The organism is Agarivorans sp. MS3-6, from assembly GCF_054112545.1.
Genome location: NZ_CM134202.1, coordinates 1,947,078 through 1,962,268, shown reverse-complemented (window position 1 = coordinate 1,962,268; position 15,191 = coordinate 1,947,078). Strand labels below are relative to the sequence as shown.

13 protein-coding genes are annotated in these 15,191 nt (G+C 44.3%); 6 read left to right on the top strand and 7 right to left on the bottom strand.

Features of this window, described 5'->3' with window-relative positions:
- Both ACVFI8_RS08830 and ACVFI8_RS08825 read left to right on the top strand, forming a co-directional pair.
- On the top strand, positions 1-474 hold the full coding sequence (locus ACVFI8_RS08830) for a DUF494 family protein (RefSeq protein WP_248713837.1): 474 nt from the start codon (positions 1-3) through the stop codon (positions 472-474).
- 192 nt (positions 475-666) lie between these two features.
- A complete protein-coding gene (locus ACVFI8_RS08825) occupies positions 667-1,245 on the top strand; it encodes a DNA topoisomerase family protein (RefSeq protein WP_457873622.1) in 579 nt (192 codons plus the stop codon).
- A gap of 71 nt (positions 1,246-1,316) precedes the next feature.
- On the opposite strand, the gene glnG is transcribed toward ACVFI8_RS08825, so the two are convergent.
- The 4 genes from glnG to glnA all read right to left on the bottom strand — a co-directional run bounded on the left by glnG (position 1,317) and on the right by glnA (position 5,911).
- Complete coding sequence (glnG, locus tag ACVFI8_RS08820; RefSeq protein WP_305883146.1) at positions 1,317-2,726, bottom strand: nitrogen regulation protein NR(I); 1,410 nt, start codon at positions 2,724-2,726, stop codon at positions 1,317-1,319.
- 12 nt (positions 2,727-2,738) lie between these two features.
- Positions 2,739-3,794 (bottom strand): nitrogen regulation protein NR(II), encoded by a 1,056-nt coding sequence (gene glnL, locus ACVFI8_RS08815; RefSeq protein ID WP_248713839.1) that lies wholly within the window; start codon positions 3,792-3,794, stop codon positions 2,739-2,741.
- Between the two features lie 76 nt (positions 3,795-3,870).
- On the bottom strand, positions 3,871-4,401 hold the full coding sequence (locus tag ACVFI8_RS08810) for a DUF4124 domain-containing protein (protein WP_457873621.1): 531 nt from the start codon (positions 4,399-4,401) through the stop codon (positions 3,871-3,873).
- A gap of 103 nt (positions 4,402-4,504) precedes the next feature.
- The gene (gene glnA, locus ACVFI8_RS08805) at positions 4,505-5,911 is read right to left on the bottom strand and encodes a glutamate--ammonia ligase (RefSeq protein WP_248713841.1); all 1,407 of its coding nucleotides are present in this window, start codon (positions 5,909-5,911) and stop codon (positions 4,505-4,507) included.
- A gap of 342 nt (positions 5,912-6,253) precedes the next feature.
- On the opposite strand from glnA, the gene typA reads away from it, so the two are divergent.
- Positions 6,254-8,077 carry a translational GTPase TypA gene (typA, locus tag ACVFI8_RS08800; protein WP_248713842.1) on the top strand — a complete coding sequence of 608 codons (1,824 nt, stop codon included), beginning with the start codon at positions 6,254-6,256 and terminating at the stop codon, positions 8,075-8,077.
- A 53-nt stretch (positions 8,078-8,130) separates the two neighbouring features.
- Here typA and ACVFI8_RS08795 read toward each other — a convergent pair whose 3' ends face one another.
- The 3 genes from ACVFI8_RS08795 to ACVFI8_RS08785 all read right to left on the bottom strand — a co-directional run bounded on the left by ACVFI8_RS08795 (position 8,131) and on the right by ACVFI8_RS08785 (position 12,458).
- Complete coding sequence (locus tag ACVFI8_RS08795) at positions 8,131-8,988, bottom strand: PEP-CTERM/exosortase system-associated acyltransferase (RefSeq protein ID WP_248713843.1); 858 nt, start codon at positions 8,986-8,988, stop codon at positions 8,131-8,133.
- 335 nt (positions 8,989-9,323) lie between these two features.
- Positions 9,324-10,772: a cardiolipin synthase gene (gene cls, locus ACVFI8_RS08790; RefSeq protein WP_248713844.1), complete on the bottom strand. Its 1,449-nt coding sequence runs from the start codon at positions 10,770-10,772 to the stop codon at positions 9,324-9,326.
- Between the two features lie 126 nt (positions 10,773-10,898).
- On the bottom strand, positions 10,899-12,458 hold the full coding sequence (locus ACVFI8_RS08785; RefSeq protein WP_248713845.1) for a SulP family inorganic anion transporter: 1,560 nt from the start codon (positions 12,456-12,458) through the stop codon (positions 10,899-10,901).
- Between the two features lie 195 nt (positions 12,459-12,653).
- On the opposite strand from ACVFI8_RS08785, the gene ACVFI8_RS08780 reads away from it, so the two are divergent.
- The 3 genes from ACVFI8_RS08780 (at position 12,654) to ACVFI8_RS08770 (ending at position 15,161) form a co-directional block, all read left to right on the top strand.
- Positions 12,654-13,532, top strand: coding sequence for a virulence factor BrkB family protein (locus tag ACVFI8_RS08780; protein WP_457873620.1), 879 nt, complete (start codon positions 12,654-12,656; stop codon positions 13,530-13,532).
- Positions 13,532-13,969, top strand: coding sequence for a D-aminoacyl-tRNA deacylase (dtd, locus tag ACVFI8_RS08775; RefSeq protein ID WP_248713847.1), 438 nt, complete (start codon positions 13,532-13,534; stop codon positions 13,967-13,969). The genes ACVFI8_RS08780 and dtd overlap by 1 nt, the downstream gene beginning before the upstream one ends.
- Before the next feature lie 190 nt (positions 13,970-14,159).
- Positions 14,160-15,161, top strand: coding sequence for a LacI family DNA-binding transcriptional regulator (locus ACVFI8_RS08770; RefSeq protein WP_248713848.1), 1,002 nt, complete (start codon positions 14,160-14,162; stop codon positions 15,159-15,161).
- The last annotated feature ends 30 nt before the right edge of the window (positions 15,162-15,191 follow it).

Genomic DNA, 15,191 nt, shown 5'->3' with positions numbered 1-15,191 from the left:
ATGTTTGATATCCTCATGTATCTATTTGAAACCTACATTCATAGTGATGTAGAGCTATTGATGGATCACGATGAGCTAACAGAAGAGCTTAGCCGTGCTGGATTTCATAAAGAAGAAATTTATAAGGCTTTAGATTGGTTAGAGCAACTTGCTGCGCTACAAGATAGTGATAAGCAACCCTACTTAAACCCTTCTGAAATTCCGTCTTTGCGCATTTACACGGCGCCAGAAATTGCCAAACTGGATGTATCTTGTCGTGGCTTTCTATTGTTTTTAGAGCAAATGAAAGTGTTAAATGCAGAAACTCGCGAAATGGTAATTGATCGAATAATGGAGCTAGATGGGCCAGAACTCGAGTTGGAAGATTTAAAATGGATCATTTTAATGGTGCTATTTAATGTTCCCGGTAGTGAGTCGGCTTATCAGCAAATGGAAGAGCTGTTATTTGATTTAGGTGACGGGCCCTTACACTAAAAAGGTCTAGAGCTTTATTTGTGGTTACACCGCCTAATGGCGGTGTAGCTAAAGCGTAGTGTTTGTAAAATAGACTGCCATTCGATTTTCCCCCACATCTTTAGTTTTTTTAATTGCCATCTACTGGTATCTAATCAATGCGTGTTAAGCGTCGATTTTGTTATGCTTAGCTCAGTTGAATGAGGTGTTACCATGTCAAAGATAGATCCTAAGCTATTTTCTGCTCACGAACATGCTTTAGAAAAAGAATATGACGTTTGCCCTAAATGTGGTGGCGAGTTGCAGCACCGGAACAGTAAGTCAGGCCCTTTTTTAGGGTGTAGCCAGTATCCAAGCTGCGATTATAGTCGTGCCCTGCATCAGCAGGATCACTCGCTAGATAAAGTATTGCCAGGCACCACATGCCCTGAATGCGGTAAGGAGCTTATGCTGCGCCAAGGTCGCTATGGGATGTTTATTGGTTGTAGTGGCTTTCCGAGTTGCCAACACATTGAGTCAGCCCAACCACAGGCTGGAAGCGCACCTGAGATAAGTTGTCCGTCGTGTAATAAAGGCTTGCTGGCTTCGCGTCAGTCACGTTTTGGTAAAACCTTTTACGCTTGTAATGCTTATCCTAAATGTTCCTATGCGGTGAATGACCAACCGGTCGCTAAACCTTGCCCCGATTGCGGTTGGAAATTACTGGTACTGAAGAAAACGGCAGCCGGTAAGCGAGAAGTGTGTCCGCAAAAAAGTTGTCGTTATAAGAGTGCACCGCTGGTAGAGAGCTAAGCGAGCGACTTTCAGCAAGCAAATAAAAAAGGAGAATGAATATTCTCCTTTTTTGTTACCGAGCCGCCGAGTTAAGCCTCTACGTCTAACTCTTTTAGCTTACGTGTCAGCGTGTTGCGACCCCATCCTAGTAAACGTGCAGCTTCTTGTTTATGACCGTGAGTGTGTTCCAATGCGGTTGTAAGCATGATTCGTTCAAAGTCGGGCATAGCTTCACCTAGAATATCAATTTGACCCGATACCAGTTGCTGTGACACCCAGCTTTTTAATAGCGAGCGCCAGTTCCCTTCAGCGCTGTCTTCTTGCTCGGTGGTGACGGGCTTGCTAAGTTCTGGCGGCAAGTCATTAGGCAGTACTTCCTGACCACTTGCCATCACCGTTAGCCAACGACAAACGTTTTCTAACTGCCGAACATTACCAGGCCAAGCTAATTGCATCATGAAACGCTGGGTATCTTTGTGCAGTAACTTACTTTCTACATTTAGTTCTTTGGCCGCTTGGCTTAAAAAGTGATTGGCTAGCGCTGGAATATCTTCTCGGCGTTCACATAGTGACGGAAGATGAATGCGAATTACATTTAGGCGGTGAAATAAGTCTTCGCGAAAATCACCTTCGGCGACCTTTTTCTCAAGATTCTGGTGAGTCGCGGCAATGATTCTTACATCAACTTGTACTGGTGAATGCCCCCCTACTCGATAAAATTGCCCGTCAGCTAAGACCCGTAATAAGCGGGTTTGAATGTCTAAAGGCATATCGCCGATTTCGTCTAAGAATAAGGTGCCGCCGTTGGCTTGCTCGAAACGACCATGACGGATGTTATTCGCCCCAGTAAACGCCCCTTTTTCATGACCGAATAGTTCTGATTCGATCAGATCTTTGGGAATGGCCGCCATATTGAGCGCAATAAAGCTGCCGCTAGCGCGTGGGCTATGTTTGTGTAGTGCATGTGCCACTAACTCTTTACCGGTACCCGATTGACCGTTAATTAGCACCGAAATACTCGAGCGAGACAAGCGACCAATGGCGCGGAAAACTTCCTGCATCGCAGGCGCTTCGCCAATAATTTCGGGGGCCGGTGAGCTAGGCTTATTATTACCCTTATTGCCTTTTTGTTCGCGAGACACGGCCACGGCGCGTTCGGTTAAGGCGACTGCTTCGTCAATGTCGAAGGGTTTGGGTAGGTATTCAAAAGCGCCGCGTTGGTAGGCGTTTACCGCTGAGTCTAGATCTGAATGGGCGGTCATAATAATTACCGGCATATCAGGGTGATGGGCTTGAATTTTTTCTAGTAGAGTTAAGCCATCCATGCCAGGCATACGAATGTCTGATATCACCACATCTGGCTGCTCATAATCCAATTGCTGTAGCATCATTTCACCATCGGCAAAACTTAGGCAATCATAATTTGCTGTTTTTAAGGCTTTTTCTAGCACCCACCGAATAGAACTATCGTCATCGACGACCCATACTGTTGCTGCCATGTTAATACATCCTTAACGTCTTAATGGAAGATGAATGGTGAACTCGGTATGACCCGGCCAACTGGCGCATTCTATCTTGCCTTTATGCTGATTTATTAAATTTTGAGCGATCGATAAACCTAGACCGGTACCCCCTTCGCGGCCAGTAACCATGGGGTAAAATAGCGTGTCTAATAGCTCAGTGGGAATTCCTGGTCCGTTATCTATTATTTTTATTTCTGCTGCTAACCTGAAACGTTGGCCTGCGATAGTCGCTTGATGGGCGGTACGGGTAATGATGTCTATTCTTCCCCCTTTACTGGCCAAGGCTTGTGTCGCATTTTGTACAATATTAAGGAAAGCTTGTAATAGTTGCTCGTGGTCCATTTCAAAATCGGGAATGCTGGGGTCGTAGTCCCGTTCAACCACGATACCTTTGGGTAAATCTAAGTTTACTAATTGGCGAACCTTCTCTAGCACCGAATGTACGTTATGCATTTCATGTAAGCCTGGCCGTTGTGGACCCAATAAACGATCTACTAGCTTTCTTAGACGGTCGGCTTGTTCAATAATGATACCGGTGAACTCTTTCAGCTCTGGGTTAACCAATTCTTTTTCTAATAGCTGCGCCGCGCCGCGTAAGCCCCCTAAGGGATTCTTTATCTCGTGGGCTAAGCCACGAACTAATTCTTTGGCGGCCTGCTGCTGGGCATGCTGGTAAAGTTCTTGGGATATTTTCTTCTGTTGACCGATGGCGCGCATTTCTAACATTAATAAGTAGCTGCGCTCATGTTGAATTCGAGTAGCGGATAGCTCTACAAGTACGTGATGACTATCGAATACTAAGGTGACTTCATTGTCGGTAAAGCTTTGACCCGAGCTGCATACGCTGTCTAATTTACTTAAATCTAAAGAGCTATGTTTCACTTGAAATGCTAATGGTTCATCAATTAAACGTTTAGCGCTTTGCCCCAACAGTTGCTCTGCTGTTGCATTGACGTATTGAATCTTGAGGCCAGCATCAAGTAATACAATGGCGGTTACTTGGTTTTCTAGCACTAAACGTTCGAGCCCTGAAATCTCTAACACCACTCTCTCCTGAAAAGGTTGCACCAATACGGTGCTTCTGCACTGAGTTTACCCTTATGCAGCAGAGAGAAACAACTTATCCTCCAGCTGCAGCGCCATTTGCATTAGCACGGTGCAGAAATACGGTTATTGGATTAGATGATGCAAGTTTCTTGCCTGAACTATCAACAAGCTGCACTTGAATGGAATGTGCACCACGATCGATATTGGTGAGTTGGAAATAACCCACATTGGTGATTTGTCCTTGAGGCACGCCGTCTAGCACCAATTTGTAGCCCATTCCGTTTAGTGGCACCGGATTGGCGCTGGCACTAATGGATATTTTCCCTTCATTATCACGAATTGTTTGCTCATGACTGGGGCTGGTAATACTCACTTGGTATTTAATCGGCTTTTCCGCTTTTTTCAGCGGCGCGCGTGGTGTTACCAAGGGCCCATTTGTTGCGGGTGGAGCGACATCGACTTTTAATTCTTTGGCTCCTGTTTGAGGGCGATCAGAGAAATGAGTCACCCCATCTTTGTCTACCCATTGATATACCGTATTGGCCGCGTGAGCATTTATAAGTCCTAAACCAGCCATTAAAAAGATTGCAAACCACTTGCTCATTTTTGTTCCTCCATTCTACTTACTTAAAATGGGCAAAAACTCATTGAAAAGCAATAAAAAAACCCGCTTTAAAGCGGGTTTTATATGCCGTGTAACGTTTTGTTTATACGCTGTAGTACAATTCGAACTCAACTGGGTGAGTTGTCATGTTAATGCGTTCAACGTCAGCAGATTTCAATGCGATGTAAGAATCAATGTAATCATCGCTGAATACGCCGCCAGCCGTTAAGAATTCACGGTCAGCATCTAGGCAAGCTAGTGCATTTTCAAGTGAAGTTGCCACTTGTGGAATTGCTGCTGCTTCTTCTGCAGGTAGGTCGTACAAATCTTTATCCATAGCGTCGCCAGGATGAGTTTTGTTTTTGATCCCGTCAAGGCCAGCCATCAACATTGCAGAGAATGCTAAGTATGGGTTTGCTGTTGGGTCAGGGAAACGTACTTCGATACGACGTGCTTTAGGCGAAGGTACTACAGGAATACGAATAGACGCAGAACGGTTACGCGCTGAGTAAGCTAGCATAACGGGTGCTTCGAAGCCTGGTACTAAACGCTTGTACGAGTTAGTCGATGCGTTAGCAAAAGCGTTAATCGCTTTCGCGTGTTTGATGATACCGCCAATGTAGAACAATGCAGTTTCAGATAGGCCACCATATAGGTCACCAGCAAACAAGTTTTCGCCGTCTTTCCAAATTGATTGGTGAACGTGCATACCACTACCGTTATCACCAACAACTGGCTTAGGCATGAAGGTTGCTGTTTTTCCGTAAGCGTGAGCTACGTTGTGAACAACATACTTAAGCACTTGAGTTTCATCAGCTTTTTCAACAATAGAGTTGAAAAGCGTTGCAATTTCGTTTTGGCCAGCAGTCGCCACTTCGTGGTGATGCGCTTCAACAGTTTGACCCATTTCTTCAAGTACTAAACACATTGCTGAACGTAGATCTTGTGAAGAATCAACTGGCGCTACTGGGAAGTAACCACCTTTAACGCCTGGGCGGTGACCGGTGTTGCCATCTTCAAAGTGCTTGTCTGAGTTCCAAGATGCTTCATCCGCATCAATTTTGTACATAGAACCTGACATGTCAGTTTTGTATTTAACATCGTCAAACAAGAAGAACTCAGGCTCAGGACCAAAGTAAGCAGCGTCTGCAATACCTGTCGAACGCATGTATTCTTCAGCGCGCTTAGCAACCGAGCGAGGGTCACGGTCGTAACCTTGCATTGTTGCAGGCTCTAAAATGTCACAGCGAATGTTTAGAGTATTTTCTTCTGTGAACGGGTCTAAAACAGCAGTAGCAGGATCAGGCATCAATACCATGTCTGATTCGTTAATGCCTTTCCAGCCAGAAATAGAAGAACCATCGAACATCTTGCCGTCGGTGAAGAAATCTTCGTCAACCTGGTGAGATGGGATAGATACGTGTTGTTCTTTACCTTTAGTATCGGTAAAGCGTAAGTCAACAAATTTAACCTCTTGCTCTTTAAGCAAAGCTAAAACTTCTGCAGACATGTTTTTAACCTCCGGTGTCATCAAAATTGATGGTTCAATCGATTTGAATTGTAATAATTGCGAATTTATCACTGCTGTGTTGCATCTAGCGAAAACTGTGCCAATGCATAAGCTATTGAAACTTATGGTTACAATGGGCGTTAGCGTCAATATGGTGCAATTGATTGCACCCTTATGGTGCTAATCTTGTCCGTTTTGGTGCAAGTAGTTTTGGCAGTGAACATCATACCTTAAATACGCAGAGGAAAAACCGTGATCAACTTAAAACTATGAGAATTTGTCGTTTATATGTACAATAGCCCACTTTTTGATTTTACCTCATTATATAAAGGGCTAAACGCCGTGCTAGATAAGTTAAGAAACATCGCCATTATTGCTCACGTCGACCACGGGAAAACCACCCTGGTAGACAAACTATTGCAGCAATCAGGAACGTTAACCACCCGTGGCGATGCTGAAGAGCGAGTCATGGACTCTAACGATATTGAAAAAGAACGTGGTATTACTATTCTTGCAAAGAATACTGCGATCGAGTGGCACGATTACCACATCAACATCGTTGATACTCCTGGACACGCCGACTTTGGCGGTGAAGTTGAACGCGTAATGTCTATGGCAGACTCTGTGTTGCTGTTGGTTGATGCGCAAGAAGGTCCAATGCCGCAAACTCGCTTTGTAACTCAAAAAGCATTTGCGCAAGGCCTTAAGCCAATTTTGGTTATCAATAAAATCGACAAGCCTGGCGCTCGTCCTGACTGGGTTATGGATCAAGTTTTTGATTTGTTTGATAACCTTGGCGCGACCGATGACCAGCTAGACTTTAAAGTGGTCTATGCATCAGCCATCAATGGTTGGGCGACCATGGATTTAGACAATCCTTCAGACAATATGGAACCACTATTCCAAGCGATTGTTGATAACGTTGCTCCCCCTGCTGCGGATCCAAGCGGTGATTTCCAAATGCAAATTTCACAGCTTGATTACAACTCTTACGTTGGTGTTATCGGTGTAGGCCGTATTACTCGTGGTAGTGTTGTACCAAACCAACAGGTTACTGTGGTAGGTGCTGACGGTAAGAAACGTAACGGTAAAATTGGCTTAGTATTAAGTTATTTAGGTCTAGAGCGCCAAGAAACGCAAAAAGCGGAAGCCGGTAACATTATCGCTATTACTGGTTTAGGTGAATTAAAAATCTCAGACACCGTGTGTGATACTAATAACGTTGAAGCGTTAAAACCGTTAAGCGTTGACGAACCTACCGTTAACATGACTTTCCAAGTAAACAACTCTCCGTTTGCAGGTAAAGAAGGTAAATTTGTTACCTCGCGAAATATTCTAGAGCGTTTACAGAAAGAAATGGTGCACAACGTTGCATTACGTGTTGAAGAAATGGACGATCCGGATAAATTCCGCGTATCTGGCCGTGGTGAGCTTCACCTAGGTATCCTTATCGAAAACATGCGTCGTGAAGGCTTTGAGCTTGCTGTATCTCGCCCAGAAGTAATTCTTCGCACAGTAGATGGTAAGTTAGAAGAACCCTATGAAACAGTCACCATTGATGTTGAAGAAGCGCATCAGGGTAGTGTTATGGAGCAAATGGGCCTACGTAAGGGTGACCTTACTGATATGGCACCAGATGGTAAAGGCCGTGTACGCATGGACTTCCTAATGCCAAGCCGTGGCTTAATGGGCTTCCAAACAGAATTTATGACACTGACTTCTGGTTCTGGTTTGATTTACCACACCTTCGAATGTTACGGCCCACACAAAGGCGGTACTATTGGTCAGCGTCAAAACGGCGTATTGATTTCAAATGCTACCGGTAAAGCACTGACTTACTCTTTATTTAACTTACAAGACCGCGGTCGCCTGTTTGCTAAGCACGCGGATGAAGTATACGAAGGTCAGATTGTGGGTATTCACACTCGCGAAAATGACTTAACCGTAAACTGTTTGAAAGGTAAGCAGCTGACTAACGTACGTTCTTCTGGTACTGATGAAGCACAAACGCTAACGCCACCTATCGTATTAACCCTAGAGCAAGCTTTAGAGTTTATTGATGATGATGAGTTAGTTGAAGTAACGCCAGAAAGCATCCGTATTCGTAAGCGTTTGCTAACAGAAAACGAACGTAAACGTGCTGGTCGCCCACCAAAGGCACCATAAGTTAGCGTTTAAAGGTTGATGTTAAAAAAGGCAGCTTAGGCTGCCTTTTTGCTTTAAATAGCCTCGCTAAGCGCGCTGGTATCGTTTGTTTGCTCAAAACGAAAAGCTACGTTTGGTTTAAAACTGTGTTCAATTAGGGTCAACAAGGGTTGAAAAAGCACGGGCAGCTGCTGTTGGAAATGCTCTATAGTGACGTGATAAGCAGCGCGAATTCCGTGGTAATCGATGTTTGGGCTGATGCGAGTCATTTTAATACCTAGTAGGGATAAACTGCGTGCCAAGCGAGGTTCAACCATTAGGTAAGCATGTTTAATACCGCTTTGTTGAGCGACAACCGAAGCCGCGAGGTAAAGGCTCATGCTGATATAAGGAAAGGTTCTTAGTTCTTTCTCGCTAAATGGGTTAATGCCGATCCCTACCGGGTTTGCGCCACCACCATTATCAATTTTACGACGACGAAAACGGCTATCTAAGGCGACTCTAGACACCTCACAAATACTATCTGGCGAAAAATTATTGGGATGAAGTTGGGGGTGATTTATTGCTAAACCACATGCGTCTAACAGCGGTAGGGATTGCGTGCTGCTAGGGCTGATTAGTCTCAGACAACCGGCATCTAAGCCACTATTTAAGTGCTGCACATGGCAATATTGAGAATGACTATCGTATTGATCGGTTTCCATTTTTGAAGTATTGCTCGGCTCAAAATGAAATTCTTCGCAATATACCCTATGGCGCAATTGATATATGCGCTGTATTTCACGCTCGCTGGTTGCCAAGCCGGCTTGAAAATAGCGTTGGTAACGTTGAGCCAATTCTTCGCCTTGACCTTGCTGTGCTTGTTGCTTAATTTCCGGCACGATGGTGCGCAGTATTGGTGGCGCTGCGCTGCTAATGGTTTGATTGCTCACATTAAAACCTAGATTAATCCCTTAAACGACTAGGCGATGCTATCGCTTACTCACTATTTATAAGTTTGCCAATTAAAGGGGGTATTGTCTTTTTAGTCACCTTTTTTAGAGTTTTGTTTGATTAAACTGTGCGGTGGTTCTGCTTATTGGCTTTGAAAGCCTTGGTCATAAACTTAATAGATACAGCTTGAATAAGCTCATATAGAGTAAAGTAAGCAACATTATTGGGTTGACGGGCGCTGATACCTCAGCCTCGATATTGAGCGGGTAAAAATGACATTAAGTGTAAGTAAGAAAGAAGAATTGGCCAGTCGGCTATGCGCTTGATGAGTTAGTCATAACAAAGGGCTAAATATATGAATGATGTTTTCCATTAGGCGTCGGTAGATAGGCCGTTTGCGCCACGCTATAGCATCTATTTTGGTGCTTTGTTGTAGGTAGCGTTGAATAATACGGTATAAATCTTCGGCGTAATCTTTATCGTCAATGATTGAGGTTACTTCAAAGTTGAGCCACAGGCTGCGCATGTCTAAGTTAACGGTGCCCACTAATGCCACCCGCTGATCAATGAGTAAACTTTTGGTATGTAGTAAACCACCATTAAATCTGTAGATCTTTACTCCAGCATCGAGCAGTTGCTGATAAAAAGAGTGACTCGCGTAGCGAACTAAAAACGAGTCATTTCTGGCGGGTAAGATAAGGTTCACTTCTATCCCTCGATTAGCGGCTGTCACCAGTGCCATTTGTAAGCTTTCGTCTGGCACAAAATAGGGGCTAGTAAGAATGATTTGCTGTTGCGCGACATAGAGCGATGTGATTAAAAGCTCAATCACATGGTCACCAAAAATGCCTGGCCCCGACGGCATGATTTGCATCGTCTGTTGGCCAATATTGGGTATGTTTTTTTTAAAATCTAACTGTTCAATTAGGGGGAGGCCATTTTCCATCTCTATGTCGTAAGCCACGACCGCTTGAAGGTTTATTGCCGCTGGGCCTTCGACTCTCAGCATTAGGTCAACCCATTGGCCAACTCCACTTTGTTGATTAAAAAATCTTGGGTCAACCAAATTCATTGAGCCGGTATAAGCCACACTTTGATCAAAGGCCGCTATTTTACGGTGTAATCGCAGGTCGATACGCTGAAATAGCATCCGCACAGGATTGGCGTGTAAAGCTTCTATGATCTGTACCCCCGCCTCCTCAAGCTGTTGACGCATAGTGGATTTCAAAAATTGTCTAGAGCCTACTGAATCAGCGAGTAAGTAAACACTTACGCCGCGTTGTGCAGCTTGTGCTAATGCTTCTAGTAGAGGGTTGACTAAACCTCCTAGATGTACAATGTAAAACTCCATATAAATGGTTGAGGTAGCTGCTTCTATATCTTGGCTTATTGCACTGAGTGCAGCTAAGGAGTTGTCAAAATTTCTAAGTTGATTGCCCCCCAAAATAGGTAGGCCTAATAAGCGATGAGTCAAATTGTTTAGGGGTTTTGCTTGGCGTGAACAGGCTTCTTTGACAACATGAGGTGAGCGGTTAAATTGGCCGATGCTTTGCTTATACTTTATTTCCATTAAGCGGGCGCGTTTCACCCTAAATCGTCCGAGGTAGCGTTCGCCGAATAGCTGATAACAAATAATACCGAATAGAGGAAGAGTGAAAATCAACAGTAGCCAGGTGAGTGTAACACCCACTGGGCGGCGCCTAAGTACCACTTGTAATGCCACCGCAAAGATAAGCAATACGTATAAAATAAAACCGACATTCACGAACAATAGGTCTATCACCTTCGCTCACCATCAGTGCAAAATTAAAGCTTAACCTAACATGCCAGCTTATGCTTACAAAAAAGCCGCTATCCTAAAGTGATTAGGATAGCGGCTATCGATAACAAGTTGGTGAGTTAATTGCCCTTAGTTATCTAAGGTGTCTGTAGCAACCTTGTAGTTGGGATCTTCGATTAAGTTGACTTCCACTACACTGCCAGCCTTACTGAGAAGCTTACGACACTCTGAGCTCAGGTGCTTAAGGTGTAGCGTTTTACCTGCTTTTTCATAACGCTCTGCGAGGGTATCAATGGCCTCAATAGCAGAGTGATCACTGACTCTAGATTTAGCAAAGTCTATCACTACGTCTTTTGGATCGTTCGCTGGGTTAAATAAGTCTAAGAAGTTGGCTGCTGAACCAAAAAATAATGGCCCATCAAGCTCATACACTTTGTGGTCTTCATCGACACTCGTTGTGGTGACATAAATGTGTTTTGCATGCTGCCAAGCAAATACTAAGGCTGAGACAATCACACCGATAACTACCGCTACCGCGAGGTCAGTAAATACTGTGACAACCGATACCAATACAATCACAAAGAAGTCAGCTTTAGGCACCTTGTTAATCATCCGTAGACTGGCCCATTCGAAGGTACCTAACACCACCATAAACATCACACCGACTAAGGCAGCTAATGGGATCATTTCAATCAAGGAAGAACCAAATAAAATGAAGCCTAATAGTGCCAAAGCAGCGGTAATGCCTGAGAGACGTCCACGCCCACCAGAGCGAATGTTGATCATACTTTGACCAATCATGGCACAGCCACCCATACCACCAAAAAATCCGGTCGTTACGTTGGCAACACCTTGGCCTATACATTCTTTGTTGCCGTGGCCGCGCGTGCCGGTCATTTCATCCACTACCGTCAAGGTTAGTAGCGATTCAATTAAGCCAATCGCCGCTAGTACTAGCGCATAAGGGAAGATAATTTGCAGTGTCTCAAGGTTGAATGGAACGCTAGGAATAGAGAACGCTGGTAAGCCACCAGCAATAGTGGCATTTACATCACCGGTCATACTGCGTACAAAATCAACCACGGTACGGGTGTCTAAACCGAGCAGATGCACCGCTAAGGTGACTCCTACAATCGCTACCAATGAAGCCGGTACAGCATTGGTGAGCTTAGGAAGAAAGTGAATCGTTCCCATGGTTGCCGCGACTAGACCTAACATGATCCATAACTGGCTACCTTGCATCCACTCCATTTCGCCAAAGGCATTTGGTATTTGAAATTGACTAAGTTGGGCTAAGAAAATAACGATGGCTAAGCCATTTACAAAACCCAGCATTACCGGGTGTGGCACCATTCGAATAAACTTACCAAGGTGGAATACCCCGGCCAATACTTGCAGGATACCCATCAACACTACCGTGGCAAACAGGTACTCAACACCATGGTCTGCCACAAGCGCTACCATCACTACCGCTAGGGCACCGGTTGCGCCAGAAATCATACCTGGGCGGCCGCCTATGACAGCAGTAATGAGTCCAACCATGAAGGCTGCATATAAGCCCACCAATGGTTCTACGCCTGCCACAAAAGCGAAAGCAACGGCCTCTGGAACTAGGGCTAGTGCTACAGTTAAACCAGAGAGCAGGTCATTTTTAACCGTGGCTCCGCGAAATTTTGGAAATTCAAACATGGTTCTATGAATCCATTAAAGAACGAAAAGAAATGGGGCGGGAGTCTACCACTTAATGTGATTCAGTTCAAAAAAACGTCAGCTTTTGTTCTGTTTAATTTAGCGATAAATACTGATTAATTGTTGTAATGCGGTAGCTGAATAATTACCGTAGTTAGCTGTTAAGTGATTATTTATTAGGGAGTAATAAAAATCATGAATGCCTTACTACAAATCAGTAAATGGCAGTCGGGTTTAGCATTGGCTAAATCTTTTAGTTATTTTCTCTTTTCAAGAATGAAGCAAGATAAACTCACCATGATTGCTGGGTCGCTTGCTTATGTCAGTTTATTGTCACTGGTACCTTTAGTGGCGGTCACTTTTTCTATTATTAGTGCGTTTCCAGTGTTTTCTGGTTTTCAAACATTGATCGAAGATTTTGTCTTTAACAACTTTGTGCCAGCATCAGGAGAAGTCGTTAAACAAAGCTTACGCGGGTTTGTGGAAAATGCATCGCGGATGACTGCCGTGGGGATTGGTGCCTTAGCGGTGGTGGCTCTGATGCTAATATCGGCAATCGATAAAAGCATAAACATGATTTGGCGGGTCAAGATCTCTCGACGCTGGCACGGTGCGTTTCCCATTTATTGGATGATTTTAACGCTTGGGCCTTTATTGATGGGAGGGAGTTTAGCGCTCAGCTCCTATATATTCTCAATCCAAGTGTTTTCCGATGAAACCTTGCTGGGTATTTGGAATCAATTACTGCGCGTTGTTCCGCTGATGTTCTCTATTGGCGCATTTTGTATTCTTTACTTACTGGTGCCTAACAAATCAATTCGATTCTTACATGGCTTAGCGGGGGCGGTGGTCGCTGCCTTATTATTTGAGCTGTGTAAGCGAGGGTTTGCTTTTTATGTCTCCTCTTTTCCTTCTTACCAAGTCATTTATGGGGCATTAGCCAGTATTCCAATTTTGTTTGTGTGGGTTTATTTGAGTTGGATAGTGGTATTGATTGGGGCTGAGATTACCGCCGCTTTAGGCGAGTTTGAGTCAGAGCATCCCCCCCTAATCACAGAGTTCGAGGAGAAATAATGATTGCTTTAATACAACGGGTAAAACAAGCAAGTGTTAGCATCGGCGGTGAAACCACCGCGAACATTGAATCAGGTTTGTTAGTCTTGCTAGGTGTTGAACAAGCGGATGATTACCAAAAAGCGATTAAGTTGTGTGAAAAGGTCATCAAGTATCGAGTGTTTAGCGATGAACAAGGTAAAACCAACCTCAATGTGCAGCAGGCAGGTGGAAGCTTATTAGTGGTTTCACAATTTACTTTGGTGGCTGAAACCGACAAGGGATTACGGCCTGGCTTTTCTAAAGCGGCCACGCCAGAGCAAGCAGAGCATTTGTATCAGTTTTATGTTGATGCCTGTAAAGAACGAGGCCTAGAAACTCAGACGGGGTCGTTTGGCGCTGACATGCAAGTTTCACTGGTGAATGATGGGCCAATGACTTTTTGGTTAAAGGTTTAAGTTTCATTGATTAAAGTAAACTTTGCGGCGCCTCACAGAACCCGTTTGGACGTATCAATGGTAATTGACAGTAATGACTTTTATCAGTCATATTGTCAGAAAGCGCTTTCACGAAACCCTGTGGTTCACTTATAAATTCCCTATTTTGTGATTGTGCGAGCGCTTACATAATTAAAAGGCTGAATGAAAAATGGCGACAATCAAGGAAGTCTCTGATTTAGCTGGGGTCTCTCAGGCCACGGTTTCCAGAGTGATGAATGGCAACAACAAAGTATCGACTGAGAATCGAGACCGTGTCGTTGCCGCCATGGATAAACTGGGTTACCAGCCTAATTCATTTGCTCAAGCTTTGGCGACTAATCGTTCATACAGTATTGGTATCGTAGTGGGTACCTTGTCGGGTCCGTTTTATGGGCCGATGATGGAAAGTATTGAATCGGTATTACGCAACGAAGGCCAACACTTAATTGCGACCAGCGGGCATGATGATATCGATCAAGAGCGAGACGCAGTGCGTTTCCTTAAGTCTCGTCGGGTTGATGCTATCTTGCTAGTGGTTCAGGCAATGAGCGATGATGAGCTGATCGAGTTGTGTCAGCGCGACCAAAATATATTTGTACTTAACCGTTATGTGCCTGAACTAGCAAATCGCTGTATTTATCTGAATAACGAACTGGGTGGCTATTTGGCTACCAAACATTTAATTGATTTAGGCCACACCAAAATCGCATCGATTACCGGCCCCTTAGTGCATTTGGATGCACGTGAACGTTTACAAGGTTATCGTAACGCGCTTAGCGAAGCGGGTATTGAATATGATCCGCAATTAATCGTTGAAGGTTTGTATCAAGAAGATGGTGGCAATAAAGCCGCCGCGAAATTGTTTCAACGTGGTGTAGATTTTACTGGCGTGGTTTGCGGTAACGACAATATCGCGATTGGGGTTTACGATGTGTTGTCTTTGGACGATGAGTCACCCGCAGAGCGTATCTCGGTGGTGGGTTACGATGATATGTTTTACTCGCGTTACCTTAGGCCCAAAATGACTACGATTCGTTTTCCTATTGAACAAATGGGGACGATTGCTGCCAATATGGTGTTGCAAAACTTGTCTAATATCGACCTAGTGAAAGGGGTTCAGCTAGAACCTGTTCTCGTTGTTCGTGAATCTACCGCTCCTCCCAAGAGTTAATCTAAATAACCGTGAGGAATTAAATATGCA

Bases quoted from the DNA above. Each gene is read 5' to 3' on its own strand.
- ACVFI8_RS08830 (WP_248713837.1), top strand. From the start codon at position 1: ATGTTTGATATCCTCATGTATCTATTTGAAACCTACATTCATAGTGAT.
- ACVFI8_RS08825 (WP_457873622.1), top strand. From the start codon at position 667: ATGTCAAAGATAGATCCTAAGCTATTTTCTGCTCACGAACATGCTTTA.
- glnG (WP_305883146.1), bottom strand. From the start codon at position 2,726: ATGGCAGCAACAGTATGGGTCGTCGATGACGATAGTTCTATTCGGTGG.
- ACVFI8_RS08810 (WP_457873621.1), bottom strand. From the start codon at position 4,401: ATGAGCAAGTGGTTTGCAATCTTTTTAATGGCTGGTTTAGGACTTATA.
- glnA (WP_248713841.1), bottom strand. From the start codon at position 5,911: ATGTCTGCAGAAGTTTTAGCTTTGCTTAAAGAGCAAGAGGTTAAATTT.
- ACVFI8_RS08785 (WP_248713845.1), bottom strand. From the start codon at position 12,458: ATGTTTGAATTTCCAAAATTTCGCGGAGCCACGGTTAAAAATGACCTG.
- ACVFI8_RS08780 (WP_457873620.1), top strand. From the start codon at position 12,654: ATGAATGCCTTACTACAAATCAGTAAATGGCAGTCGGGTTTAGCATTG.
- dtd (WP_248713847.1), top strand. From the start codon at position 13,532: ATGATTGCTTTAATACAACGGGTAAAACAAGCAAGTGTTAGCATCGGC.
- ACVFI8_RS08770 (WP_248713848.1), top strand. From the start codon at position 14,160: ATGGCGACAATCAAGGAAGTCTCTGATTTAGCTGGGGTCTCTCAGGCC.